The following is a 26031-nucleotide window of genomic DNA, read 5'->3' on the forward strand; positions in this document are numbered from 1 at the left end:
GCGCTGCTTTTTTGACGCCAAAAAAAAAAGAGACAAGATACAGATCTTGTCTCCAGAGGGTTAGCAGCAGCCTTTAACGCTACTTTCGCCGAAGCCACCAAGAAAGTGCCCGCCGCCAAAGCACGATGTGCAGCCGATGATGATCAAGAGGATAAACAGGACCACAATGATGGCAAATCCGCGTCCGCCGCCATAACCGCAGCCGCCGAAGCCAGGATAACCGTAGCCATATCCGCCTCCGAATCCGCCTCCGAATCCACCAACACCGCCATATCCGCCTCCGAATCCACCAACTGGGCCATATCCGTAGCCAGGGGAACCATATCCATACCCGTATCCGTAGCCAGGGGCACCACCGCCATACCCGTATCCATAACCAAATCCTTGACGCTGATTTCTAATTCCAGACAATGTGTAGATCTCCTTTCTTCCAACAATTAAAAGTTACTTGCCATATAGAGTATGTAGAAACACGGGAAGGGTTTGGACAATTGTCGTGACAATGGTGGAATTTGTTATATAATTAGGGAACTGTAAGTTTTTTGAAAATTCGGATGAGGTGAGATCATGCTTGAAAAGGTCAACCAAATTCTGCGGCATAGCGGCCTTCCTGCGTTAAAAGATTCTTCGGATTATTACTTTCTGGGTGAGGGTGCCTGGCACGCAGCTTATCGTGCCGTTCTTTCTGAAGGGGATTATGTAATACGGATACCTAAGCCTGTCGCCTATGATCGAATGGTGGAATATCATGAAGAGAGCTTACTGGCTGAATATGATGGGGCAAAGTGGTATTACAGAACAGCCAACAGGGCAGTAAAGGGAATCTGCCCGGAATTCTACCATTATCATGTATCCCGGGAACTGACTTACACGATTGAAAGTTACATGGGAGAAACTCTTAACCTTTCAGCAGCAACAAAACAGCAGATGTATGACTACGGGTTTCAGTTAGGCTCATTTTATAAAAAGATGGACAGTCTTCCTTTAGAGCGCCAAGGCTTTGGGTATTTAAAATGGAATGGAACAGAAGCGTCGGGTGAACTGGAGGAAGACCCTATTCAATATCTGATTCATGAAAAGGCGGAATATCAGCAGGAGCTTGATAATCTGTTGAGATCTGATCTTCCTTTTCGTAAGAATCTCTTAAAACAAAAAGTAGAAGAACTTCTAAATTTAAGACAGATCGAAAAATTCGGGGTTACACTATCCAATCAGGATACGTCGCCAGAGAACCTCATCATAAATGGCCAACGGGCTAAGCTGATTGATCCGGTCCCTATTATCTACAGTGGGGTCAGCCTTGCTGCTAATCATATACATAACTACGAAGTTACTTTTCCTCTTTATAGGAATGCACCAAGGTACAAGAAACATCAGTTCCATTTATATAAAGATCAGCTGTCGGCAAACAGCCAAGGATTCAGAGAGGGATATGCGGAACAATCAGAAGAGATGGGGTTAGCCCTGGAAATTGAGCGGATGCTGAAGCTATTATCAATGGCTCATGTTCATTATCAAAAGACAGCCAGCAATACACTGAGCAGGGAACAGCAGATCCGAATGGGTAATCTGAACGAGGTGAAAGAACGGCTCATGCTGCTCCTTGGACTGCTCGAAAACTTTGAAGTAAGAGATAAAGTAGGCGTACGATGAGTCTTGTGAAGTCATTTGCTGAACAAGTAGACTGGCTGGAGGAATTAAGGACGGTGAAAGAGGAATTGTGGCTTGAGCCTATTTCAAGCGGGAAATGGTCAATAGGTGAAGTGGTTTCTCATTTTAAAGCATGGGACCTGTTCGTGATCCACCATCGTCTTCCTTATTTTCTTGAACATCAAGCCTTCCCGGAGAATGAGGTGGATTCGGAAAGGATGAATCAGGATGCCTCTCGCTATGCCAAATTTGGTGTTTCCAAATCTCAATTGCTTCAGGAAACGATTGAAACAAGGGCCAATCTGGTCCAGCAGCTACAAATGATTCCGGAAGAATGGTGGATTCACCCTTTTTCCTATAAAAAAAAGACACTGACGCTCGCCGCTTATATTAAAGGATTGTCAGAGCATGACAAGCACCATCAGGATAAGATCAGCCTCTATCTGTAAAAGTCAGCCAATCATGCAGGGTAATTGATTGCCATGATGGGGAAAGATGGCGCAGGAGATCGAATTTCCCCGGAAATGATCGAAAGAATCAGGAGGAATGAGAAAACGAAACACCCTGCTTTAGAGAAACAGGGTGCTAAAGGGATAACCTTTTCAATTCTTGCTCGAGCCTTCCTGTCAGGGTAAAGAAAAACATCTTAAAGTCTGCTCGTAATGACCAAAGGGGATGCCCGAATGTAGCCGGCTTGTTGCCTTCGATAAAGAAATGACTATACCACGCAAGCCCATAGGCTGTAACGGGAGCCGCCAGTAAAAACCAGGCATTGACCGAAGCACCAAGTGCCAAGAAGATAAATACAAAGGAGGTTCCAAGAAAATGCCAGGCCCTTGTGCTTTTCTTGGAATGCTGAGTTAAATAGAATACCCAAAATTCATCAAATGTTTTTAGTTTGTTATCCTGTAGAATACCTGGTTGCATAAAAATCAGCCTCCTAATCATCTTTTCTTTATGTACTTCGGTATAGGTTAGGTTTTTCCTTTAATAAGAGCTTCGTCACTTCATCAGGTGACGGAGCTCTTAGCTTTTGATAAACGCAAGGTTAGTATTTTGTCAGACGGGTAAATTAAATAAGACATGCGTAACAGACAAAAAGGAAGGTGCCGAAAAATGTTAAAAACACAAACAGCCGAACGCGTAAATATACTGTATTCACTATTAGGGCAGCAGCTTGAAGAGAAGGAATATAACAAAGATCGTCTGCAAAAAATAACCGAACTTTGCCAGCTGTTAAAGGAAGACGTTGAAGTTGGCGAACAAACTTCTGAAGTTTTTAATGACATTGTGGCCGTTGGGCAGGACGCTCTCGAAACCCAAGGGGATAAAAAAAGTTTCCTTCATTCAAAGGAAAAAGAGTTAAACGAGTATTACGAGCATCTCAAAAAACTGTTGGAGGAGCAGTAATGTTTTAGATGCATTGAACAAGGGTACATGCTTTAATAGAACTTTATTAAAACTTGGAGGGATTACGATGGATCAGAAAAAAGTCATTGGTGTTTTTTCGACAGAAGAAGAAGCCGTATCAGCGATTAATTCTTTACGGGAAAGAGGCTATGATGAAGGGGACATCTCAGTAATCGCCCAGGATAAAGAAGAACGGAGACACATTGAAGACGAAACAGGAACAAAAGCTGGTGAAGGAGCAGCAGCGGGTGCTGCGACCGGCGGTGTGCTAGGCGGTGTAGGAGGCTTGCTCGCAGGTATTGGCGCACTCGCTATTCCTGGGATTGGTCCGATTGTAGCTGCCGGTCCGATCGCAGCTACCCTTGGCGGAGCAGCCATCGGTGCAGGTGCAGGTGGACTTGTGGGTGCATTGGTTGGTATGGGTATTCCTGAAGAGGAAGCAGAAGAATACCGGAACTACGTAGAAAATGGGAAAATTTTAGTTATGGTGGATGCTGATGCTGAGCGCCGGGAGCATGTGTACGACACATTCCGGAACAACAATACGCTGAACTCCCGCTATTATGAAAGACTGCCTGGAGGAGACAGCGGTAGAATCTATTAACAAGTGGCACGCGGTAAGGCAACAGTATAAAAAGTTTAGGTTGGAGCTAAAGCTGGAATGCTTTAGCTTCTTTTTGTTTGTTCATCGGTCTATTTGTCGAAGGATAATAGTTGAAGAGGATGGGAAGTTATGTAAAAATAAAATAAAACGACTAGTCATTTTTATTGGAGGTATAAGATTATGGTTTCCATTAAAAGGTTGAATACACTCGATTTTCAAGAGGCTGCTGATTTATTTAATGAAGGTTTCAAGCATTATTTTACAGATATCACGTTAACTGTCGATTCGCTGATTAAAAAACTGGCCAATGAAGATCTCTCTCCTGAAAAATCAGTGGTCGCCTTTGATCAGGAAAAACCGGTTGGCTTTGTCATCAACGGATTCAGAACTGTAAATGGCCAAAAGATTTCCTGGAATGGCGGAACGGGCATCATACCTGAATACCGGGGCAAGGGTATAGGCAAAGAGATGATAACTGCTTGTATGGATATTTATGAAGAAGAAGGAGTAGAACTGCTGCTTCTTGAAGCGATTTCTGAAAACACAAGAGCCATCAAGTTGTATGAGAGCATGGGTTACAGCATATTTGATGAACTTACTTTCCTCGTAAATAATGAGCCTCTCTCTGAGGGTGCCTTTTACTTTGAAGGTGATTATGACTTGATTCACGGAATTCCGCAGGATGTAAGGGATATTGAATTTTATCAGCATATGACAGCATGGCAGACACAGTATCAGAGCCTTAAAGACAGTGAATCGCTCATTGTAAAATGTGGCCAGGAAACGGTTGGCTATGCTGTGTTTAAACGTACGAAAAATGCGGAAGGAAAGATTGAGGGCATCGCACTTTATCAGTGTGAAGCAAAACCAGGATATGAGAAAGCGTATGATGTTATTCAATTTATGCTTCGTTCCGTTTATAGTCCTGCTGAACCTGCCTGCCGCCGCATGACCGTAAACTTTTCAAAGAGCAATAAGCTGGTTTGTGATGCCCTTTCTAAAGAAGGTTTTACAGTGATGATCGAGCAGGTCCATATGTCCAAAGCGGTACGTACACCGTCCAGCAGCGAAACAGAAACAAAAGCAGTACAATCATAAATAAAGGGTTTCGTAATTTTCATGCAGAAAAAGGTGTGCATACAACCACGAGATCAAAACATTGGGGGAAAGAGCATGCCAAAGGTTTCAGAAGAATACAAAGAAGAGAAGAAGAACAGGATTCTGGAGAGTGCCCTTCGCTGTTTTGGCGAAAAAGGGTACGAAGCGACCATTATAGATGATATTGTGAGAGAATCCAATTTGAGCAAGGGCGCCATCTACAATTACTTTAACAGCAAGGAAGAAATTTATCTTCAGCTCCTTCAGGGGCGAACGAAGGATTTCTTCTCAGAGGTAGAGAGTGAATATCATAAGCGATCAAGTGCAACAGATAAACTGCGTTTTTTATTTGAAAGGTTCCAGAATCAGCCGTTGACTGATGAGCGCAGGAAATCCATGAGGTTATATACGGAATTCTGGCTGTACAGCGCCCGTCAGGAAGATCTAAAGAAACTGATGGAAGAAAGGTACCTGCAATTTACTGGGTTTATAAAAGACATTATTAAAGAAGGACAAGAGACCGGAGAGTTCAACGAACAGGTCGATTCTGAGTTTATTTCTCAAATTTTTTGGGCGCTCAGGGACGGCAACGTTCTTCATTACTCTCTGCTTGGAGAAGAAGAACAGTATAAAAAAACGTGGGAAATGATTGAGGGGTATTTTATTGGCTGCTTAACCACACCAAAGAATCGGGAGTAGAATCCCGATTTTTTTTTGTGGAGAAAAAGAGAATAATTTCCCGGGATATAAAAGATTTTGTCGAATGGAGGCAGGGTCAACCCGCGAGGATAGGCAAGAACGGAGAGCATGTCAAAATACCCCGATATTTCTATATTAATAGCGACTGGTTATGCATTGTAATTTACAAAAATTGGAGTACACTTAAGTTTGGGTTTTTTTTGAAACCTTTTACTTCAAAACAACGACTAAAAAAATAGATAGATAGGGGGGCAACGCAGTGAAAGACTCGTTTGACCGGCTATATGAGGAATACCATCATTCCTTGTTTCAGTTTGTTTTCTACATGGTCAGAAACAGGGAGGCGGCAGAAGATATTGTACAGGAAGTGTATATAAAAGTTCTCAAAGCCTATGAAACATTTGAAGGTAAAAGCTCTGAAAAGACATGGCTTTATTCAATAGCAAGGCATGTCACCATTGACTGGATCCGCAAGCAGAACCGCCGGAAGAAGAAACTCCTGTTTTTTACTTTATCGGAGAACGAGAACCAGCTTGCTGATCTCCACCCCCTGCCGGATGAATTTGTCACCCAGAAGGAATCGGTCAAAGAGTTATATCACGCGTTAAAAAAATGTACGATACAGCAGCAGCAAGTGCTAATCCTCCGCTATATCCAATCGCTCTCCATCGCGGAAACTGCTGCAGTGCTCGGTTGGACAGAAAGCAAAGTGAAAACAACACAACACCGGGCGATCAAGGGACTAAAAGGTCTTTTGGATCAGACGTCAGGCCAGGAGGAGGAACGGAAAGATGGAATCGTCTAAATGGACGGAAGAAGAAATACAAAAGCAGCTTGAAAAGATGCCCCCTGTTAAAGACAAGCGCTCCCGTGAATTAATATTTCACGAGATAGAAGGAAGACTGGAAGAATCCAAGCATAGTAAGAAGATCACAAGAACCTGGATTATGCCGGGGCTCGCTGCCGCCTGCTTGCTGGCCATCATCATGATCCTGGTGCCAGGCACCTTGTTTAAAAAAGAAGTCTCGGCGCCATCATTGCATGAGAATTCCATGGATAACAAAATGGCCGGAAAAGCAAAAGATCAGGTCAAAGAACCCAGTCCGGCGGCCCAGCCGAAGCAGTCAGTGAAAACAGCCCGTTTGGAAGAACAAAAGAAACCTGCGGCTCCTCAGGAACGGGTGAAGCCATCAGGTCCAGCAAAGCCTGAAACAAGTGCTGATACTCCTGTACAGCGAAGGAAGGTTAAGGTTGTTGCACCTCCAACCGTTTCCATTACGGCTGCTGTTGAAAGCGGAAAATACCATCCTCCGATGACAATGAAAGCTCTCAATCAGCAGCTGTCTTCAGGAAAATCGGTGGTGACGGTAGCCTATAGTGACGAACAGGCGCAGTTCGTTGTGCCGGTATCTTTCCTCGTAAATGGGAAGGGAACATACGTGGATAAGGTGGAGAATGTGCTAGGAAGCTTTAACCCAGAGAGAGTGGGGCTTCAGCCGACCTTTCTGAACAAGGCGAAGCTTACTGAAAAAGAGGGATCGGTAGTAGTGGATCTGCCCCCAGGTTCGGTTTCTTCTGCAGAAGAAGCACTGCTTCCAAAAATTTTAAACTATACCTTTGCGTACAACAAGGAATACTCCAACGTGAAATTTATGACAGACGATAAGCCAGGCTATGAATTTTCCAATCTTGGACCAAAAGAGGAAATGGACATTAATAGGAGCATTGGAGGAGCCAGCTATCTCTATACTTCTCCATCAGGTGATGAGTTTCTGGTGGAAAGCAATGCGACGAGCTTTGCAGATTCTGCCGGAAGCCTGCAGGAAGCATTGGAGCAGCTGAGCAAGGGTTATAAGGATCAGAAACTTATGCCGGCGGTTCCCGATGGTATTAAGCTTACAGCGACCAGGTCGGGAACAATGACCGCGATCCGGGTGGATGGAAATGATTTGAAAAATGATGAGGAAACAAGAAAAATGATGGATGCCATCTTAGTGACGGCTAAGAACTATGGAAGCCAGTCTGTTTCGGTGACCAATACTGACCTTGAAGCTGTTGGACCCTATGACCTTGAACAGCCAATTGATCATGTGGCTGTTGTTAATTTTATGAACGTTAAATAATTTTTCCAATATATGTAACCTTTTGATCGGCAAGGCGTCTAATAGGTTGGAACGAGGAAAAGAAAACATGGCTTCTTCTTCCAATCCATTTCAGGGGGTAAATGATGATGAAACGAGTAGTAATGTCACTTGTATCGTTGGGAACGGCTATAGGAATTTTATTGGGAGGAACCCATATTGCCAATGCTTCGCCTTCCTATGATCAGGAGGTAACCGCAACAGCAAAACACTTTGTGGGAACTCCTTATAAATGGGGAGGTACGACACCAAAAGGCTTTGATGCGTCTGGGTATACTCAATATGTTTATAAGCATTCTGCAGTTAACATGAATTTGCCAAGGACTTCTGCTGAGCAGTATAAAACAGGTACAGCAGTAAAAAAAGAAAATTTAAAACAGGGAGACATTGTTTTCTTTAAAACAGATGGCAAAAAAGTATCCTTTTCAGGCATATACCTTGGAAACAGTAAATTTGCAGGGGTAACCTCCAAAGGAGTAAGGATCCAGTCTCTTAAAACAAAGTACTGGAAAGCCGCTTATGCAGGAGCTAAACGGGTATTAAAATAAAACGGATAAATAATCAGGCTGAAAAACAGTCCTGATTATTTTTTTGTTTAGTACCTTGCAATGTACAGTAGTGGATGATACTCTATAGTTAGTAAAGTAAGTAATTGGAAAATAAGCCAATTATCTTCCATGGATAGAAAACAGAAAAAGATGGAGACAGATTGGAAGGCGGCGGGAAACAAATGAATGCCCAGTTTAAAAAAGGAATATTAGAGTTATGTGTTTTAGTGCTTACTGCCAAAAGCGACAAATATGGATATGAACTCGTACAGATGATCTCTGAGAAATTTCATATTGCCGAAGGAACGGTCTATCCCCTTCTTAGGAGACTGACGAAAGAAGGTTACTTTTCCACCTATTTAAAGGAATCTTCAGGCGGTCCTCCACGTAAATATTACACGCTGACAGTAGAAGGAAACCGTTATATGGAGTCCTTGGTAGGCGAATGGAAGATGTTTTATGAAGGGGTTAATCAAATTATTGAGGAGGGGTTAGCGGATGGTGCAAAATGAATTTTTGTCACAGCTGAAGGATCAATTGAAGGAATTGCCTGAAGCAGACCGCCAGGACATTTTATATGACTATGAGGAGCATTTCAGGTTGGGCTTGGAAGAAGGAAAAACAGAAGAGGAAATCGCAGTTTCACTCGGCCAGCCAAAAGCGATTGCGAAAGAAGTGAGAGCAGAATTTCGTGTGAAGGAAGCAAAATCTAAGCCATCGTTTGAATCCGTAGTAAAAGCGGTTCTATCTACCGTCAGTCTTGGTTTCTTTAATCTTATCTTTATATTGGGGCCGTTCTTTGCGGTTGTGGGTGTACTTCTTTCCATTTATGCCATATCCATCGGACTGCTGCTGTCCCCAATCGCCGTCTTATTTGGATGGGAGCAACTAGGAAGTTCTGCGAATTGGCTGATGGGGTTGTTCTCCATCGTCGCCTTGCTTAGTGCAGGGGTTTTGTTAGGAGTAGCATCCATTGTCCTGACACGATGGTTTGTGAAAGTTCTTATTAAGTATCTGCAATTCAATGTCAATATTATTAAGGGGCGGTAGGGATGAAATCAGTGTTGAAAAAAATTACGGTCATTGCAGCAATCGGTTTGGCAGCTGGGTTGATTGGAACCTACAGCATTTATGCTTCAACCAGCCATTCTGTTTTCTCTTCCTTCAACAAAAGCAAAGAAACCGTGCTTTATACTGAAAAAACCTTCAGCAGCGATTCACTTAAATCGGTAAAGCTCACCTCAGATACGGCTGATATTACCGTGAAGAAATCTAACAGACCGGAAACCAGAGTGGTTCTTGAAGGCCAAAAGGGCGACAAGAAAGACTACAGCATTCAGGCTGAGCAGAATGGCGGCGTGCTGGATGTAGAGGTTATCGGGAAAAATAAGTTCTTTAACATGGGTTTTCACTGGAGTCCAAAGCTGACGGTGTATGTGCCTGATAAAAATTATGGCCATTTTAATATTTCAACTGACACAGGAGATGTAAGTATTAAAGATTTGAAGTCCGATAGGGCAAACATCGAGACGGATACAGGTGACATTGATGCTTCAGGAAAATTTACAGTAAGCAAGCTGAATGCAGAGAGCGACACCGGAGATTTGTCGTTCAATGACTATCGTGGAACATCTATAGATCTATCAACTGACACAGGTGATATACAAGCTGGCCGCATTTCAAAGAATGCGAAGGTGATGATCAAGACCTCTACCGGAGATATTCAAGACCTTTCGATGGAAAGTGCCAGCAAGGATGTTCACATTGAATCGGATACAGGAAATGTTGAACTGCAAATGGATCAGTCTCCATCTGATTTTAAGCTGCGTGCATCCTCTGACACTGGCGATGTTGAAGTTTCCCCGGACTGGAAAGTGAACTATGAAGAAAAAAGCGATCACGAGGCTAAAGGAAAAGCGGGTCAGGGAGGATTCAGCGTTTCTGTAAAAACGGATACAGGGGATATTTACCTAAAGTAACATAAAAAAGGGGCTGTCCTGAAAGTCGAAAATTGACCTTCAGCAGCTCCTTTTGGCTTGAAAATCTTCAATGAAAAGTTGATTGAAGTGGAAGGTGCGAGACTCCTGCGGGACTAGCGTGACAGGTGAGACTCCCGCAGGCGCTAGCGCCAAGAGGCTCACCGCACGCCCCGCGGAAAGCGAGCACCCTGGAACGGAAATCAACAGCTTACAGACTTCTTGGACAGCCCCTTTTAGTGCTAGATTGCTTTATTCATGTTCACTTTCTTGGAACGAGTACTTTCTTTTTTTCGCGCAAGACCGAGGTAAATGCCTGCCACGATCAGGAGAAGGGCAAGCGAGTGGTACCAGTGAATCTTTTCATTCAAAAAGAGTGAAGCGAAAAATAGGGAGCTGATCGGCATGACGTTTAAGAACAGGGTGGTTTTACTTGGACCAATTTCTGAGATGGCCATGTTCCACCATGATGTACATAGAGCCGTTGCGATACATCCTGAGAAGGCCATGACACCAAATGAGAACCAGTGAACGTGATAGACGGCAGGCTGAACAGGATGAACGGCCCACATGATCATCAGCAGCACGGCACCAAACAAATGGCTGAATGCTGTAACCTGATAAACACTGGCTTGTTTGACCGCCTGTTTGATCAGCAAGCCTCCCGCCACGTAGGCGAGCATGGATAGGAATACGAATAGGTTTCCTTTTATCGCATCTGTACCTGTTGCCCCTGGATGGCCAACGACAAGAATGACGCCAATAAACCCCATACCGATCCCGATGAACCGCTTGAGTTCGAACTTATCACCGAGAAATAGCATAGCAAGAAGAGCGGTTGTAAGAGGATTAAGCCCCAAAATGAGCGACCCGGCAGAGCCAGTCGTATAGCGCAGGCCCTGGGAGATTAATAGCTGATGCAAAAAGATCGACGTAAACCCTACAAGGAAAATGAGGAACCAGGCAGATTTAGAAAGCTGTTTAATCCCGAGTTTCCACTTCCCGTATGTAAAGAGCATAAGACCCAAAGCTGCCATGGAGATCCTCCAGGCAGAAAGCTGTACCACAGGGAAAATACCCGACAGATACTTGATCATAATGACATTTAATCCCCAAATAACCGTAACTAGACTTAATAAAACAAGCAACAGATAATATCGTTTTTTCTCCATAGTCAAATCCCTCTGTGTTGGTTAGTGAGCTGCTAACCGAATATAAACCCATTTCAAATATTTGTCTATAACCTGGGAGATGATCGAAGAAAATATTTTTTGGGAATACTGTTAGTAGAATTGAGGTGAACGGTATGACCATTATCCGTCTCGGGTATGTGGCGATGAGCATGGAGCTTCAAAATTCCTCTCCGTCGCAAACGATGACTTATGCCCGTTTTTCGCAGATTGAGGACAGGGCAGCAGCGTTAAGAAAACTGGAGCGGATTGCAAACTCCAACCTGAAAAACACGCTAAGGCTACTTATGCACAATGCAGCCAATGATATCCAATTTTACCGGATGACATCAAGGCTTATTCCACTGGCCAACCATAAAGAACTGCTGGATTGGAAGTACATGCTTCCACTAAAAGAGTCGCTGCAAGCAATCGGATCTTTTGCAAAAAAACATCAGATGAGACTGGACTTCCATCCGGATCATTTTGTACTGATCAATTCGACCAAAGATGAGATACTTAAGAATTCCATACAAACGCTGAACCTTCATTATAAGATCTTAAGAGGGATGGAGATTGATCCTGTCCACCGATGTGTCATGCATGTTGGAGGCAATTACAAAGAAACCGATGTCGCACTTGAACGTTTCATACATAACTGGATGTATGTTCCGCATCATATTCAGCAAATGATGATGCTTGAAAATGATGATTCCTCATTTACGATGGATGATACCCTTTATCTGTGTGAGAAGCTGGGTATACCGCTCGTTTTTGACTACCATCATCACTTGGCTCATCATCAGAACATCCATTGGGAAGAGAACTGGGATCGTGTCGTTCAGTCATGGGAATATTCGCCCCTTCCGCTGAAGATTCATATTTCAAGTCCGAAAAGCGAGAAAGAATACCGGCATCATGCTGATTTTGTGGATCCTGAAATGTTCTTCCGTTTCCTTCAGGGCATAAAAGGAAGCGTGGGGCAGGTCGATTGCATGATTGAAGCCAAGCGAAAGGATGACGCGCTGTTTCAGCTGATGGAGGACATAAAGAAAAGAAACGATATAGAGATCATAAACGGAGCTTCTTTTTATTTAAAATAACCAGCCAAAAACCTCTTGCTGCAAGGGGTTTTTTTCATTTGTCGAAAATTATCGGGCGAAAGACATTGACGTTTGAAATTTCATACAATTATAATAAAGATACTTATTAAACAAAAATGTATAAAAAGTATAAAAAATAAGGAGGAATAAAAAATGAAGAAAGTAGTGATGATTACCGGAGCCTCAAGAGGATTAGGAAAGGCACTCGCTCTTTACTTTGCAAAGGAAGGATTTAACCTAGCGATCTGTGCCCGAACAGAAGGTGAACTGCTCAACGTAAAGGAGGAAACAGAAGCATATGGTGCTGACGTTCTGGCGGTAACGGCGGATGCCTCCCGGGCGAGAGATGTGGAACGTTTCGTTGCGCTGACAGAAGACTATTTCGGACATATTGATGTACTCATTAACAATGCCTCCATGCTCGGACCAAGCCCGATGCCTTATTTGCTGGATTATCCGGAAGAGGATTTTGCTGAGGTGATCCGCGTCAATTCCATCGGACCGTTCCTGGTGACACGCAGAGTCCTGCCGGCCATGCTGCAGCGGAACAAAGGAAGCATCATCAATGTAACGTCCGAGGCTGGAAACGTAGGATACGCAGGCTGGGGAGCATATGGAATTTCGAAGTTTGCACTTGAAGGGCTGACTGAAACGTGGGCAGACGAAGTGGCAGAGACTGGTGTAAGGGTGAACATGGTGGACCCTGGGGAAATGGATACCGAAATGCATGCCCTTGCTGTACCGGATTGTGATTATGAACTGGCTGATCCGAATGATCTTGTTCATGTCTTCGGATACCTTGCTTCCGAAGATTCTTCTGTAGAGAACGGTAAACGGTTCAGTGCGCAGGAATTTACGATGGAAGGGAGAGAAAGCTGATGAGTGCAGAAGCCATTTCCTTTTTCCTTCCAGAAGAGTTAAATGCCAGCATGCCTCCTGAACGGAGAGGATTGCGCAGAGATTATGTAAAAATGATGGTCATAGACAGAGTAAACGGCCATACTTCTCATACGCGGTTTTATCAGCTGGACCACTTTTTGAAAGCGGGAGATGTTCTCGTGTTGAACGCAAGCAGAACGATTCCTGCGGTGCTGCAGGGACAGCTTGAGGATGGAACCGTGGTAGAAGTCAGGCTGGCTCACCGGAAAAGTGAAGGGATCTGGGAGGCCTTGATCCTTTCCAATACCGTGAAAGCAGGGGACAAAATCATGTTTTCCCCACTCTTAACCGCTTCTATCTTAACAACGGAAACAGCCAATCCATTTGCTGTACTTGAGTTTAATCTCTGCTGCTCGGCACTGTATGATCAAATCTATCAGATCGGACAGCCGGTACGTTATGAATATATTAAGACACCGTGGGAACTTGATTACTATCAGACTGTTTTTGCGACCTCTCCAGGCTCTGTTGAAATGCCGTCAGCCGGGCGGGCATTTAGCTGGGAACTGCTTTTCCGCCTTCAGAAAAAAGGAGTAAAGATTGCCTATATCCAGCTGCATACGGGCTTAAGTTATTTAATGGATGATAAATGGCATGTAGAGCCGCGCGAAAATATGGAAGAATACACGATACCTGAAGAAACTGTGCAGGCGGTTCACCAAGCGAAGAAGAACGGCAATAAAGTGATTGCGGTTGGAACGACAGTCGTCCGTGCCCTTGAGTCAGGCGCCGATCACGATGGCCGCTTAAAGGCGGCTAGCGGGTGGACGAATTTATATATTACCGCCGAAACCAAACTTCAAATCGCAGACGGATTGATCACAGGTCTGCATGAGCCCGAAGCAAGCCACCTCGATCTGCTGTCAGCTTTTGTTTCTCCAGAACTTTTAAAAGTATCATACGAAGAGGCGATCACCCAAAAGTACTTTTGGCATGAGTTCGGTGACATGAACCTGATCCTATAAGGATGGAAAACATGAGGGTCCATCATTACGGGATTGCAGTGAAAGACTTGGATGCGGCAGCGGAATTTTATATAAAAGCATTAAACATGAAGGAACTGTTTCGTACCCGCTGGATGGGGGAGGAACTCTTGTTCTTAGAGAGCGGAAGCATGAAGATCGAACTGATTGCACAAACGGGTACGGTAGGTGAAGCAGTCCATGTTGCTTATCAAACGGACGATTTAGAATATTTGGCTGGCAGACTTCAGCAGGAAGGAATTGTTCCGTCAGAAGGACCATATGTTTTGGAAAACGGCTGGCGTACTGTCTTTTATGAAGGGCCATCAGGTGAAATGATAGAGTTTGTGGAAGAACAATAGGTGGAGAATGGCTGGAGGTCAAGGTACCTCTGGCTTTTTTAATGAGTATTTCCTGGCATTATAAAAGATTATCAAGTAACACTTTTAAATGACTTTGTAAATTTTTTCAAAAGTGTTTTGGCGTTCGCTGTTTTTGCTACAATAAAAGACAGCGGGCTAAAATACCCGAGGTAAAGCTCTTGATCCGATAGAGAAATCTTCGTAATTAGCGAAATACGCGCGGCTTAAGCTGGTTTACGCGCCAATCTGCCCGGAATACGCGCCGATTCTCGCAAAATACGCGCCAAACCGTATTCTTGACAGCCCGGAGCGGGACAGCCGATAATTTACGTGACCGCAGAGATATACATACGGTACAATAAAAAGAGAAAATGGGTGACTAGTTCACCTGACCAAGAAAGGTGTGAACATTATGGAGCAAAAAGCTAAAAAAGGGAATGAACTCTTCAGCTGGATCAAGTCTATCGTATTTGCTCTCGTCCTTGTATATATTATTAAAACCTTTTTCTTCGCACCATACATGGTAGAAGGAGCATCCATGTCTCCAACCTTGCATAACCATGATAAATTATATGTAAATAAAATTATCTATTCGGTATCTGAACCGAAAATTGGGGATATCGTGATTATCAAAGGCACGGACAAACGGTATGTTAAACGTGTAATTGGAGTGGAAGGTGACACCATCCAAGTTCACAGTGACAAGCTTTTGGTAAACGGCAAGCCGATAAAAGAACCCTATTTATCTAAAAACAAAAAGCAGGCGCGAAGCCTCGGTGTTTATTTAACAGAAGACTTCGGGCCGATTAAAATTCCTAAAGGAAAAATCTTCGTAATGGGTGACAACCGATTGAACAGTATGGATTCAAGAAACGGCCTGGGCCTCATTAACATCAGCTCAGTGGAAGGCCGCTCCGAAGTGGTCATCTATCCGTTCAAAGACATCCGACAAACAAAGTAAGCTAAAAAACCTGACCACACTGGCCAGGTTTTTATTTTAGAGATGCTATGTAGAAGTGCCAGGCACCGATTTTACACAAGTATGTAATTGGCGGTGCCTGGCACCAAGGAGGTTAAAGAAATGGAAGAGACAGTGAGATGCAAGTGGAGCCGTGACAGTGAACTGCTGACGGCATATCACGATGAGGAGTGGGGGAAACAGGTTAAAGACGACACTAAATTATTTGAGTGTCTAGCTTTAGAGATGTTCCAGGCGGGCCTCAGCTGGAGGACGATCCTGCACAAACGTGAGAATTTCAGAGAAGCATTCTGTCAGTTTGATATCAAAGAGGTAATGAATTTCACTGAGGATGATATTGTACGGCTGTTAAGTAATGAAGGTATTGTCAGGCACCGAAGAAAGATTGAAGCAACCATTGAGAATGCGAGAAGATGTGATGTACTGATTAATGAGCAGGGGAGCCTTATTACTTTTTTTGAGCAGCTGCCAGCAGATCATCTGGAGAAGCAAAAGGCCATCAAGCAGACATTCAAACATATTGGACTGACAACTGCGGAAAGCTTTTTAATGGCAACGGGAATGATGCAGCCGCAGCATGAGGAAGGCTGCCATCTCCATTCACAGGCGATAAAGGAAAAGGCCAGATAACAGAACCACCTCCACTTACATACTGTAAGAGTGGAGGTGGCTCAATTGGCATATGAAATTTTAATATCGGTTGGCCGCAAGAGACTTGTTTTAATGCAAAATGGAAGGACAATCAAGCGATATCCTATAGCAGTGGGTAAAATGCTGACCCCGACCCCAGTGGGTACGTATCGGATTATTAATAAACAGCCTAATCCAGGCGGCCCGTTTGGAGCCATGTGGATGGGCCTCTCAGCGCCCCACTATGGGATTCATGGAACCAACAACCCGTCATCCATCGGAAAAAGGGTATCAAAAGGATGCATCAGAATGTTTAACAGAGATGTGCTCGAATTGTCCAGAATTCTTCCGGTTGGTACGAAAGTTTATATTGGGAGATGAAAAAAGAGCCTAAGCGGCTCAAAATATATACTCAGCAACTGCTAGAACCCAAGTCAGGTAACTCATCAAAAGCTACAAGTTTAGGGCTTGTTTTAGGAAGTTCATCAAAGGCAGTAAGCTTAAAGGTTTTAGGAAGTTCATCAAAGGCAGTAAGCTTCACGATTGTTTTAGGAAGCTCATCAAATGCGCTGTTTTTAAAAATAGGGAAAGCTAAAGCCAACATAAATGTTAGTATCAAAAAACCAGTAATAACTCTTTTCATGAAAAATTCCTCCATTAAAATATCTTTTTTCTACTATTATTTGATATTCTATAGAACAAACTTGCCTTTTTATATTGGCTTTGATCAAAATATGAATCAGCAAGCAGTTCAGAATAAAGCGAAACATATTCCCACATATTTCTTTTTTCAAAATGAGGTATAGCTTCTTTACTAACAAATGTTTCAAACTCTGACCAGGTATATTCCGAACCTTCAACTCTATAATTTAATATTTGCAAATGGTAATAAAAATCACTAGTCGTATTATTACCCAAGTTATCAAAGCTTTTTTTTATCCACTGTCGGGCCTGTTCAAAATCCTGAAGTTCAAAAAATTCTTGAGCCAGCATATAACTGGTTCCAGCTATACGTTCAGGGTCCCCATCTTTCTCTTTATAAAAAAGACTTTTTTTAAAAAATTCTACAGCTTTAAGATGTTCTTTTTTACAAGAAAAAACATAGCCGAGGTTATGATAAATAACACCTGAGGTGAAATTATCATGAAACGATCTAGAATATTTTAAAGCTTGATTAAGGTGATATTCTGCTTGATCGTAATTTTGAACTCTTCTGTAGCTAATAGCTAGCAATATTTGACAATCCGCACTTCTACTATAATTATATTCTTTATCAAAAATTCCTATCGCTTTAAAGGCATAAGAATTGACTGCGCTTATACGCATCAAGTAACCATAGGCAAGAGCGGTTAAATAGTATAATACTGCAACATCACTCTCGTTAATATTACTGTTTGTTGTATTGTAAATGTCCTCAGCTTTTTTGAAAAATTGTATTGAAAGTTTATGATTATTTTGATTAATATTAAGGCTGCCCGAAACAATATTAAAATAGAATATAAGTTCAGGCGTAAGTTGCTCTTTTAGATTATTAACTTTTAATAAAAGATTGCTGGCTGCATTTATGTTTGGGTTAGCCGTAACAATATAATACCTCGCCAAAAACAACTCATATCTTAAAATAAGCTCAGGCTCATTTACGATTTGCATTTTTTCCTGAACTTTCTCAAAAAAATCATCCGCTTCCTCAAACCGACGATTCACCATCAGCATATTCCACTCATTGAGCAGTTCGAGGATCTCGTTGCTGTCGACTTCCTCGGGCGAAATACCTAAACGTTCACATAGGAGATTAATGACTTCCTCGCTGGACTTCGCATCCCCTTTCTCAATCTTACTCAAGTAGGAAACAGAACAGATTCCCTGAGCCAGTTCTTCCTGGGTTAGGCCTTTGGTTTTTCTATAATATCTTATTCTTTGACCGACCATAAAATCCCCCTTTCCGAACTTGGGAAAATTGTCATGCTAACCCCCTACTCATCACGTACCAATACTACTACTTTTCCCAATACATACCTACAGAATAGTCTGTTAAGATAAATATAACAGAAAATAATCAGTTTTTGCTAGAATTACATAATTAAAATAATTTCAAAGATTTGTCCGGATGGTAAGAAAGTTATAACCGGCCATAAAGAAATGGAGGAGAACATAATGGCGAAAATGTATACATTATCAGCGCAAGAATCAGACATCCAGGAGCTGCTATATGTCTCAAATGATCCAGGTTCAGCCGGAAAGCCTTCAGCCAGCGAACTTGATGACTCTACTCCATATACTGATGTGTTCATGGATAATAAAAAAAATTACTGGTTTGCCAAAGCCCAGGATACAAAAAACAAACGGCACACCATCTATATCTTTGACCATGAAAATGGCAGGCTCATCTCACATAAAGTCAACGGCCGACCGAATTTTTATGAGTTTGATGACAGTGTTGTCATCGCTTGTGAAGGTGATGGGTCTAAAGGCTCGCTTCTTATTTTCTCAAAGGAACAGCCGAAGCTTATAAAAGAATGGAAAGTGAACGGTTACCTGTGGGAAGTCGAGAAGAACCAAGGAGCCATTTATGTTTCCTGTTATATTGTAGAGGAAGATCAAGCTGTCCTCTACGTCATTAAAGACAATAAGAAAAAAAGAGTGAACCTGGGAAAGAATATGGCACCTACCGATATCCTTTGCATTAAGGATGAGGTTTACATTTCAGCGGCTCCCATTCTAAACGGCGATCCAAAGAAAATCATTGTCTTGAACAGTAAAGAGAAAGTGGTAAGAGAATATCCGCTGAGTATATCGCCGAGAACACTCTATCATGTAGAGGATGAGATCATGGTGTATGAATTGGATCTTGCCACAGGGAAAACGGAAAAGATTGTGTATGTTAATCTGCATACCGGTGAACAGTTCACACATGCAATTCCAAACTCGCAAGTGGTGGAATGTACGAGCCGCTCGCTTTCTCTCTTGCAGCAAGACAGCAAAACCTTGTTTACTTGGGACCATACGAATCGTAAAATCGTTGAAAGCCGAAAGATTTCTTAAATCAAATACACATAATGTTCAATCCTGCGGTGGTGATACTGCAGGATTTTTTCTTATTCGGAAGAAGAGGTTATCTAATGAATGAACATGCTTTGGAAAGGAGGGAGATACGTGAAAGAAAGAGAATGGATCCCAGGAATCAACCATATTGAATTCTGGGTGAACTCGATGGAAGAATCTCTGAAATTTTATGAAACGCTGTTTGCTTTGATTGGGTGGAAAGAGATCGGGAAAGGCATGTTCAGTTCTGGACATATCGAGGTCTATTTAAAGGAGGCCGACGTTCCGCGGACTGATTCTGCAGGGCCAAGGCACATTTGCTTTCAGGCAGTCTCACGCGATGTGGTTGATCGTGTCGGCAGCTATCTGCAGGAAGCCGGTGCAGAGATGATCAGGGGCCCTGTTGAAGTACCCCGCTATTCAAAGGGATATTATACGGTAGACTTCAGAGATCCTGACGGATATGTGCTGGAAGTTGCACATACTCCTCACATGAAGTTCTAATAAAGGAGAAATGATAAAGGATGGACGCAGTCTGGTATGGAGCGGCGGGAATTTGCAGAAACGAAGAAAACAAAATCGTCATGGTGCTGCAGGGTCAGATGGGGGAAGAAAAGAGATGGAGCGTTCCATCAGGGCAGGTTGAACCCGGGGAAACGTTTCAAGAATGCTGTGCACGGGAATTTTGGGAGGAAACAGGTTATCGGGTAAAAGTGGGCAGCCGTCTTTTCATTAAAAAGGGCAAAACATATGGCATTGAAGTTGAGGTACATTACTTTGAGGCAACTATTCTTTCGGGTGTTCCGGCTATACAGGACCCCGACCAGCTGATCCATGAAATCTCCTGGAAATCGGCAGAAGAAATTGGCCGGTTAATTCTCTCTTTTCCGGAAGACCGGCCTGTTTTAATTGAAATGGCTGAACCGGTCTCTGTTTAGAAAAAATGTTAGGGGAGGAGAAAAATGAGCAGATCTATTCGAAAGGGCACGGCTGCTGATTTTCAAAATATGAAAGAATTAGTAGGAAATCCGGATAATTTAATGGATGAATGGTCAAAAGAACAATGGGTCTCCGCGTTGGAACGTGAAGATGTCGGGGTGTTTGCTGCGGAAGAAGAGGGAGTTCTCCATGGTTATGCGGTTGTCCGGCTCAACAAGAAAGATCCCGTTTCCTTAACTGAAAAGCCGAGGGCTCTCATCACCCATTTATGTACCATGTCCGGGGAGGGCCAGTTGCGCCAAATGCTTGTGCAGCACTGTTTGGCCTGGGCGAGGAAAAAAGGAGCCGGAGATTTTGAGATGTAGCAGCGGTCAGGAAAGGAAGAGATCTTGTGAACCATCAATTTTTAGCGAAGTGGAAATGGTATGAAATAGAGTCAGCAGGACAAAAGGCACAATACCTCAAGAACATGGTTCACGAGCTGCCGGATAGTTCTCACTGGATCAACAATATAAAAGAAGAAACAAGCAATTATTTACGAATAGAGCACGACGGCAATCCCGTCCTGAACGGCTGCCTTATCTATGAAAAAGATGATCTGGGAGAAGATGAATATAACAATGATTTTTTTCATTTCTACGTAACAAAAAATTATTTTGTTACAGTAGGGCTGGATGTTTCGAAGCTGATCCGGACAGAGAAAAAAGGCATGCTTGAACAGATGCATCGATGCGAAACAGCGGCAGAAGGCTTTTTTATCCTGCTTGGCGAAGTGCTGAACAACTATCTCGACGGAATCGATGAGTTCGAGCACAGGCTGAAAACCCTTCAGCATGATATGAAGAAAAATAATAATCAAAACCTGCTGGAACGCATTTATGATCTGCGCCAGGAATTATTAATTTGGACAGACCTGACCATACCAGTTGAGGAAATTAAGCTGGCAGCGGAAGAAGCATTTTTAGATGACATTACAGAAACGAGAGAATACAGGAGGACGTGCGTCAGGATCGAACGTACACTGAATCTGATCAGCCATTACAAACAAGATATAGATACAATGATCAACCTTGAAGAAGTTCTTTCTTCACATCGAGGAAACGAAATTATGAAGACACTCACGGTTATGACCGTTATCTTCACTCCGGGTATGATGCTCGGCTCAATCTGGGGTATGAATTTCAAGAACATGCCCGAGCTCGATTGGAAAACGGGTTATGCTTGGGCACTCGGTCTCATCGGTTTATCTATTATCAGTATCTACATATGGCTCAGGATGAAAGGGTGGACAGGAGACCTTTTAAAAAGCCGCAGAAAAAAACACCCGTTTAAATAAATACACACTCCCATAAAAATAAATATAAACATTTGCCGCAAAAATCCGATAGAAAAAAAGATTTGACTACTTTTGTCGAATCCAAAACTATTGGAAAAAAATTTAAATTAAAAACCAACCAACTTACCATTAATAGTAGGATATTTCGTTCGAAATGTTATAGGGAGTATGTAGACGGGAGTTGTCAGCGGCGAATGAAGAAAATTTTTCAAACCATCATGTCCTTATGTTTATTATCTGGAATTCTGGCACCAACGGTACCGGCGCACGCCAGCACAAGCGAAGCACCGAAAGTAAAAAGCCAGAGTGCCATCCTGATTGATCAGAAAACCGGGAACGTTCTTTATAATAAAAAGGGCAGCAAGAAGATGTATCCTGCAAGTATCACTAAAATTGTAACGGCAATCCTTGCCATCGAGTCCGGTAAAATGGATGAAATGGTAACCATTAGTAAAAATGCGACCCTGACAGATGGAACAAGGGTCTATTTATCTGAGGGAGAACAGCTTCCTTTAAAGAAGCTTGTAGAGGGAATGATCGTGAACTCCGGAAATGACGCAGCTGTAGCAATTGCGGAATATCTTGCAGGAGATGTGCCTTCATTTGCCGATAAAATGAATGAATTTGCGAAAAAGGCAGGAGCCACGCATACCCATTTTGTGACGCCGAACGGATTATTTAATCCTGATCATTATACAACAGCAGAAGATATGGCCAAGATCACTCAAGTCGCCATGAAAAATAAGGAGTTCCAAAGAATTGTGAGTATAAAAGATCTCCCTTGGCACGTAAAGGGCTGGAATACAACCCTTGTGAATCATCATCGTCTGCTATGGGACTACCCGGGCACGACAGGGGTCAAAAACGGCTATGTCAGTCAGGCGAAACACACGCTTGTCACCTCGGTGTCCAGAAATGGAATGGATTTTATTGCGGTGGTCTTAAAAGCTCCGACGGCTAAGGCGTCTTACAGAGATACCATTTCACTTTTCGAATACGGGTTTAACCATTTTCAGAGGCAGAAACTTTCCAAAGGAACCATGATTGAGGATTCTGCCGGAAAAGAACATGCCTTGAAAAGGGACCTTGAATTTACACTCCCTATGGGGGAGAATTATACAAAGAATGTTTCTTCAAACGGGGAATTAACGGTGCAGGACAGCAAAGGAAATGAGCTGGCCGCAGTTCAGCTGTTTCATCCAAGCCCCAAAAAAGCAGCCAGCAAAATGGCTTCAAGCACGGCAGAAAAGGTAAAAGAAATAACGCCGCTGCAGTTAACCACAAGGACGGCAGTCTTCTTCTACAGCCTGTTTCTACTGCTTGTCTCCTGCATGGTGATCGTCCGCATGAAAAAGAAAAAGAGAAAAGAACAGCGGATGAAAAGGCTGGAGAAGAACTATACGTTTATTAAATAACACCTTCTTTGGAGGGTGTTTTCTTCTGAAATCATCATAAATTCGGCAGTTGAATCGAAAGAAATATAGTAGAAGTATAAATAAGGGTGCTGATAGGTGGGTTTTTATGGATATTAATACGAAAATCAGGATACTTGTAGTGACGGTGTTTATTTTAATGATGATGACCGCGATCATGTCGCTGACCAATTAAAAAAGTGTATTTATACGTAAAGAGAGGATCTCCTCTCTTTTTTTATGCCGCAGTACTCACATAGTTTCCCCTTAATATCCAACTAATGGAAATTACTAAATGAAGCTGCAGTGTTTTGTTATACTTCAGGAGCTTGCAGCAATCGTTCCTACTGTCAGACAAATACGCTGAAAAGCGCGTATAAGCATGACCTGGATACGATGCTGTTCGATTTTACCGGTGCAGGCTCTATTACACGTGAAGGGCTGCAGCAGATGGAAAGCTTGTTCACTGCCTTATCCTATATTGGGCGGGATTGAAGCAGTCATCGTCGGAGTAAAGCCTGAACATGCGAAACAAATGAACGCGCTGAATGCAGATGAGGAATTCTCCTTTTTATCGACGCTGCAGGAGGCCATGAAAAAGCACCTATAAAAAGGGGCTGTCCAGANNCCGCCGGTGCTTGCACCAAGAGGCTCACCGCACGCCCCGCGGAAAGCGAGCAGCCTGGAACGGAAATCAACAGCTTACAGACTTCTTGGACAGCCCCTTTTCGCTGTTTTACCGGAATTTTTGCCTTGGCACAAACGCCATTAAGACGGGTGCCAGGGCAGCGCCGGCAATGAGGCCGAATAAATGGCCGTAAATATTAATACCTTCGCTGGTAAACGTGGTGATTAAACTGAAGACCAGAACGACAAGCAATATCTGTTTGTTGCCTGCCCCTACTAAATATTCTTTGCGTGCATACATCAAATAAAGATAGATGCCGAACAGCCCAAAAATAGCACCTGATGCTCCGATATGGGCAAAGTTAAGGGGGAGAATAAAATAGGTTGCGATATCTGCAATAATGCCGGCACCAAAATATCCGATCAGAAATTTGCCTTTGCCAAGAATTCTCTCAAGGGCAGGACCGAAAATAACGAGTGAAAATGAATTGAAGAGCACGTGCGTAAGGCTGACGTGTGTAATGATCGGTGTGGCGAGCCTCCAATATTCTCCCTGGGAGATGTAATAGTTAGAGCCGGCAAAATAATAATAAAGAAAGTCCGCCTGCGGTCCAATATTAAGCAGGAGAAAAACGATCAAATGAAGAGCTGTCAGGATTGAAATGACAGGGTAAAGCCTGATAAAAGTCTTGAAATTTTCCTCCCTTACAAACAACCAGCATCACCACCTGTATGTAGTATATTTATCTTAGCACAACGGCAATACAAATAAGAAATACGAAAGCCGTAGAAAGGAAGCAATGATGATTATTGGCACGGGAATTGACATTGTGGAGATTGCAAGGATAGAAGAGGTCTGCCAGAAGCAAGTTCGTTTTCCCAATCGGATCCTCACTAAAAAAGAGCTTGAGGCGTATGGCGTTTTAAAGGGAAGAAGGCAGGCTGAATTTCTGGCGGGGCGTTTTGCTGCCAAGGAAGCCTATGCAAAGGCAGTGGGAACGGGAATCGGGAAGCATCTGTCGTGGCAGGATATCGAGATTGCGAAAAATGATAACGGGAAGCCTGTCATATTCGGCGGAACGGATAAGATCGCCCATCTTTCCATTTCACATTCCAAAGAATTTGCTGTGGCACAAGTCGTGCTGGAAACTGCTCCAGAATAAGCTTCGATTTTCAGAGCTCGTCATGCTAGTCTGCATATTGTCCCATTTGCCCACATATATTGTAATGCGGTCAGGAAGGACATCCTGTTTGCGTGGTTGAGAGCGTAAATACAGGGTGCCCTTCCTTTGTAAAATAAAGGGCAAAGGGGATAAGAACATGAAGAAGACACTGTCAATAACCTTGATGGCGTTTCTATTCATATTCGGATTGGCGGGCTGCGGAGCGAAAAGCCAGGAAGATGTAGTAACGTCGCTGGATAAGAAGATGGAGGAAATGACGGGATACAAAGCAGATGCCGTCATGACACTGAATACGGGCGAGAAACCAATTCAGTATCAGCTGGAAGTGTGGCATAAGAAACCAAACTTCTATCGTGTGAATCTAAAAAACGCCAAGAAGGATCAAAGCCAGATGATCCTAAGGAATAAAGAAGGTGTTTTTGTTTTAACGCCTGCTCTGAATAAAAGCTTCAGATTCCAAAGCGACTGGCCGGAAAATAACAGTCAGGTCTATTTGTTTGAGTCTCTGGCAGCAGACATACTGAATGATACGGACCGAGGATTTAAAGCGAAGGAGAATTCGTATGTTTTCCATACGAAAACCAACTATCAAAATAAAAACCTGTATCAGCAGGAGATAACGCTGAATAAAGATCTGGCTCCGAAAACAGTAAGAGTTATGGATAAGGATGCAAAGGAACTGGTGAAGCTGCAATTCTCCAATGTGAAGTTCGATGCTAAATTTGATAAGGGCGCTTTTGACATGGAGACTAACATGACAGGAGCACAGCTGGAACTGCCGGCGATGAGCCAGAAAAGTGACCAAAAGGCGATGGAAGTATTGTATCCGAAGTACAGCGGCCCTGGGAATATCGAATTGACCAATGAAAAGGAAGTTAGCGTGCATGACGGCAAACAAGTTGTTCTCAGTTTCTCGGATGAAAATAATAAAAAAACATTTACATTGATTGAAAGAAAAAATGAAGCCGTTCAGACAACTGCCGGAAAACCAGAAAGGCTGACCATGCCTGGCGGAGAACCCGTTGATCTGGGCTACACCGTTGGAGCGATGAATGATAAGTCGATATCATGGACGTATAAGGGAGTGGATTTTTTCCTTGCATCCAATTCGCTTGATCAGGAAGAACTGATGGCCATTGCGCGTTCGGTTTCCGCTCAAGGCTCAAAATAATAAAGTTAAAAGGATTTGGCTGATTTCGCATTTTGTGAATCAGCCTTTTT

The 26031-nt window shown here is 43.1% G+C and carries 32 protein-coding genes and 2 pseudogenes; 28 read left to right on the forward strand and 6 right to left on the reverse strand.

Annotation, left to right across the window (positions count from 1 at the left end; all coding sequences use genetic code 11):
* Window positions 1-60: 60 nt before the first annotated feature.
* A pseudogene (locus P4361_RS08270) lies at window positions 61-255 on the reverse strand (YjcZ family sporulation protein); the annotation flags it as partial.
* A gap of 312 nt (window positions 256-567) precedes the next feature.
* Here P4361_RS08270 and P4361_RS08275 point away from each other — a divergent pair.
* Window positions 568-1653, forward strand: a complete 1086-nt coding sequence (locus tag P4361_RS08275) for a hypothetical protein (RefSeq protein ID WP_328088986.1) — start codon at window positions 568-570, stop codon at window positions 1651-1653.
* A complete protein-coding gene (locus tag P4361_RS08280; RefSeq protein WP_328088987.1) occupies window positions 1650-2099 on the forward strand; it encodes a DinB family protein in 450 nt (149 codons plus the stop codon). The genes P4361_RS08275 and P4361_RS08280 overlap by 4 nt, the downstream gene beginning before the upstream one ends.
* A 136-nt stretch (window positions 2100-2235) precedes the next feature.
* Here P4361_RS08280 and P4361_RS08285 read toward each other — a convergent pair whose 3' ends face one another.
* Entirely contained in the window at window positions 2236-2577 is a 342-nt protein-coding gene (locus tag P4361_RS08285) for a DUF962 domain-containing protein (RefSeq protein WP_256227745.1), read from the reverse strand.
* 189 nt (window positions 2578-2766) lie between these two features.
* Between P4361_RS08285 and P4361_RS08290 the strand changes: the two genes are divergently transcribed.
* The 10 genes from P4361_RS08290 (at window position 2767) to P4361_RS08335 (ending at window position 10129) form a co-directional block, all read left to right on the forward strand.
* Window positions 2767-3060: a hypothetical protein gene (locus P4361_RS08290; protein WP_062240075.1), complete on the forward strand. Its 294-nt coding sequence runs from the start codon at window positions 2767-2769 to the stop codon at window positions 3058-3060.
* Window positions 3061-3127: 67 nt separating this feature from the next.
* Window positions 3128-3664 (forward strand): general stress protein, encoded by a 537-nt coding sequence (locus P4361_RS08295; RefSeq protein WP_328088989.1) that lies wholly within the window; start codon window positions 3128-3130, stop codon window positions 3662-3664.
* A 180-nt stretch (window positions 3665-3844) separates the two neighbouring features.
* Window positions 3845-4762, forward strand: coding sequence for a GNAT family N-acetyltransferase (locus tag P4361_RS08300; RefSeq protein ID WP_328088990.1), 918 nt, complete (start codon window positions 3845-3847; stop codon window positions 4760-4762).
* Between the two features lie 75 nt (window positions 4763-4837).
* Window positions 4838-5461, forward strand: coding sequence for a TetR/AcrR family transcriptional regulator (locus P4361_RS08305; RefSeq protein WP_328088992.1), 624 nt, complete (start codon window positions 4838-4840; stop codon window positions 5459-5461).
* 259 nt (window positions 5462-5720) lie between these two features.
* Window positions 5721-6266 (forward strand): RNA polymerase sigma factor SigX, encoded by a 546-nt coding sequence (gene sigX / locus P4361_RS08310; protein ID WP_328088993.1) that lies wholly within the window; start codon window positions 5721-5723, stop codon window positions 6264-6266.
* Complete coding sequence (locus P4361_RS08315; RefSeq protein ID WP_328088994.1) at window positions 6253-7584, forward strand: hypothetical protein; 1332 nt, start codon at window positions 6253-6255, stop codon at window positions 7582-7584. Before sigX ends, P4361_RS08315 begins: the two co-directional genes overlap by 14 nt.
* 107 nt (window positions 7585-7691) lie before the next feature.
* Window positions 7692-8150, forward strand: coding sequence for a C40 family peptidase (locus tag P4361_RS08320; protein WP_328088995.1), 459 nt, complete (start codon window positions 7692-7694; stop codon window positions 8148-8150).
* A gap of 182 nt (window positions 8151-8332) precedes the next feature.
* Window positions 8333-8662: a PadR family transcriptional regulator gene (locus tag P4361_RS08325; protein WP_053358400.1), complete on the forward strand. Its 330-nt coding sequence runs from the start codon at window positions 8333-8335 to the stop codon at window positions 8660-8662.
* Entirely contained in the window at window positions 8649-9200 is a 552-nt protein-coding gene (locus P4361_RS08330; protein WP_328088997.1) for an HAAS signaling domain-containing protein, read from the forward strand. The genes P4361_RS08325 and P4361_RS08330 overlap by 14 nt, the downstream gene beginning before the upstream one ends.
* Before the next feature lie 2 nt (window positions 9201-9202).
* Entirely contained in the window at window positions 9203-10129 is a 927-nt protein-coding gene (locus P4361_RS08335) for a DUF4097 family beta strand repeat-containing protein (RefSeq protein ID WP_328088998.1), read from the forward strand.
* Between the two features lie 239 nt (window positions 10130-10368).
* Here P4361_RS08335 and P4361_RS08340 read toward each other — a convergent pair whose 3' ends face one another.
* On the reverse strand, window positions 10369-11298 hold the full coding sequence (locus P4361_RS08340; RefSeq protein WP_062240104.1) for a DMT family transporter: 930 nt from the start codon (window positions 11296-11298) through the stop codon (window positions 10369-10371).
* 134 nt (window positions 11299-11432) lie between these two features.
* Between P4361_RS08340 and uvsE the strand changes: the two genes are divergently transcribed.
* The 7 genes and pseudogenes from uvsE to P4361_RS08375 form a co-directional block, all read left to right on the forward strand.
* Window positions 11433-12398 carry a UV DNA damage repair endonuclease UvsE gene (uvsE, locus tag P4361_RS08345; RefSeq protein ID WP_328089000.1) on the forward strand — a complete coding sequence of 322 codons (966 nt, stop codon included), beginning with the start codon at window positions 11433-11435 and terminating at the stop codon, window positions 12396-12398.
* 153 nt (window positions 12399-12551) lie between these two features.
* On the forward strand, window positions 12552-13277 hold the full coding sequence (locus tag P4361_RS08350; protein ID WP_328089001.1) for an SDR family oxidoreductase: 726 nt from the start codon (window positions 12552-12554) through the stop codon (window positions 13275-13277).
* Window positions 13277-14302: an S-adenosylmethionine:tRNA ribosyltransferase-isomerase gene (locus P4361_RS08355; protein ID WP_328089002.1), complete on the forward strand. Its 1026-nt coding sequence runs from the start codon at window positions 13277-13279 to the stop codon at window positions 14300-14302. The genes P4361_RS08350 and P4361_RS08355 overlap by 1 nt, the downstream gene beginning before the upstream one ends.
* Window positions 14303-14313: 11 nt before the next feature.
* Entirely contained in the window at window positions 14314-14661 is a 348-nt protein-coding gene (locus P4361_RS08360; RefSeq protein ID WP_328089004.1) for a VOC family protein, read from the forward strand.
* A gap of 412 nt (window positions 14662-15073) precedes the next feature.
* A complete protein-coding gene (lepB, locus tag P4361_RS08365; protein ID WP_082683654.1) occupies window positions 15074-15622 on the forward strand; it encodes a signal peptidase I in 549 nt (182 codons plus the stop codon).
* A 120-nt stretch (window positions 15623-15742) separates the two neighbouring features.
* The gene (locus P4361_RS08370; RefSeq protein ID WP_328089005.1) at window positions 15743-16270 is read left to right on the forward strand and encodes a DNA-3-methyladenine glycosylase I; all 528 of its coding nucleotides are present in this window, start codon (window positions 15743-15745) and stop codon (window positions 16268-16270) included.
* Window positions 16271-16315: 45 nt separating this feature from the next.
* A pseudogene (locus tag P4361_RS08375) lies at window positions 16316-16651 on the forward strand (L,D-transpeptidase); the annotation flags it as partial.
* A gap of 31 nt (window positions 16652-16682) precedes the next feature.
* On the opposite strand, the gene P4361_RS08380 reads toward P4361_RS08375, so the two are convergent.
* Both P4361_RS08380 and P4361_RS08385 read right to left on the reverse strand, forming a co-directional pair.
* Window positions 16683-16913 carry a hypothetical protein gene (locus tag P4361_RS08380; protein WP_062240124.1) on the reverse strand — a complete coding sequence of 77 codons (231 nt, stop codon included), beginning with the start codon at window positions 16911-16913 and terminating at the stop codon, window positions 16683-16685.
* A 14-nt stretch (window positions 16914-16927) separates the two neighbouring features.
* Window positions 16928-18199 (reverse strand): tetratricopeptide repeat protein, encoded by a 1272-nt coding sequence (locus P4361_RS08385; protein ID WP_328089008.1) that lies wholly within the window; start codon window positions 18197-18199, stop codon window positions 16928-16930.
* A 225-nt stretch (window positions 18200-18424) separates the two neighbouring features.
* On the opposite strand from P4361_RS08385, the gene P4361_RS08390 reads away from it, so the two are divergent.
* The 7 genes from P4361_RS08390 (at window position 18425) to P4361_RS08420 (ending at window position 23609) form a co-directional block, all read left to right on the forward strand.
* Window positions 18425-19312: a hypothetical protein gene (locus P4361_RS08390; protein ID WP_053356102.1), complete on the forward strand. Its 888-nt coding sequence runs from the start codon at window positions 18425-18427 to the stop codon at window positions 19310-19312.
* A gap of 111 nt (window positions 19313-19423) precedes the next feature.
* Window positions 19424-19816, forward strand: a complete 393-nt coding sequence (locus P4361_RS08395; protein ID WP_328089010.1) for a VOC family protein — start codon at window positions 19424-19426, stop codon at window positions 19814-19816.
* Between the two features lie 20 nt (window positions 19817-19836).
* Window positions 19837-20250 carry an NUDIX hydrolase gene (locus tag P4361_RS08400; protein ID WP_328089012.1) on the forward strand — a complete coding sequence of 138 codons (414 nt, stop codon included), beginning with the start codon at window positions 19837-19839 and terminating at the stop codon, window positions 20248-20250.
* Window positions 20251-20274: 24 nt separating this feature from the next.
* On the forward strand, window positions 20275-20616 hold the full coding sequence (locus tag P4361_RS08405) for a hypothetical protein (protein ID WP_053356100.1): 342 nt from the start codon (window positions 20275-20277) through the stop codon (window positions 20614-20616).
* Between the two features lie 26 nt (window positions 20617-20642).
* Window positions 20643-21587, forward strand: a complete 945-nt coding sequence (locus P4361_RS08410; RefSeq protein ID WP_328089013.1) for a magnesium transporter CorA family protein — start codon at window positions 20643-20645, stop codon at window positions 21585-21587.
* A gap of 194 nt (window positions 21588-21781) precedes the next feature.
* Window positions 21782-23002 (forward strand): D-alanyl-D-alanine carboxypeptidase family protein, encoded by a 1221-nt coding sequence (locus P4361_RS08415; RefSeq protein ID WP_256227765.1) that lies wholly within the window; start codon window positions 21782-21784, stop codon window positions 23000-23002.
* Window positions 23003-23381: 379 nt separating this feature from the next.
* On the forward strand, window positions 23382-23609 hold the full coding sequence (locus tag P4361_RS08420) for a hypothetical protein (RefSeq protein WP_328089016.1): 228 nt from the start codon (window positions 23382-23384) through the stop codon (window positions 23607-23609).
* A gap of 126 nt (window positions 23610-23735) precedes the next feature.
* On the opposite strand, the gene P4361_RS08425 is transcribed toward P4361_RS08420, so the two are convergent.
* Window positions 23736-24341 (reverse strand): rhomboid family intramembrane serine protease, encoded by a 606-nt coding sequence (locus P4361_RS08425; RefSeq protein WP_053356096.1) that lies wholly within the window; start codon window positions 24339-24341, stop codon window positions 23736-23738.
* Between the two features lie 88 nt (window positions 24342-24429).
* Between P4361_RS08425 and acpS the strand changes: the two genes are divergently transcribed.
* The gene (acpS, locus tag P4361_RS08430) at window positions 24430-24789 is read left to right on the forward strand and encodes a holo-ACP synthase (protein ID WP_053356095.1); all 360 of its coding nucleotides are present in this window, start codon (window positions 24430-24432) and stop codon (window positions 24787-24789) included.
* 157 nt (window positions 24790-24946) lie between these two features.
* Entirely contained in the window at window positions 24947-25981 is a 1035-nt protein-coding gene (locus P4361_RS08435) for a LolA family protein (RefSeq protein ID WP_062240149.1), read from the forward strand.
* Window positions 25982-26031 lie beyond the last annotated feature (50 nt).

Source organism: Fictibacillus sp. B-59209, assembly GCF_036216745.1.
Lineage (GTDB): Bacteria > Bacillota > Bacilli > Bacillales > Fictibacillaceae > Fictibacillus_C > Fictibacillus_C marinisediminis.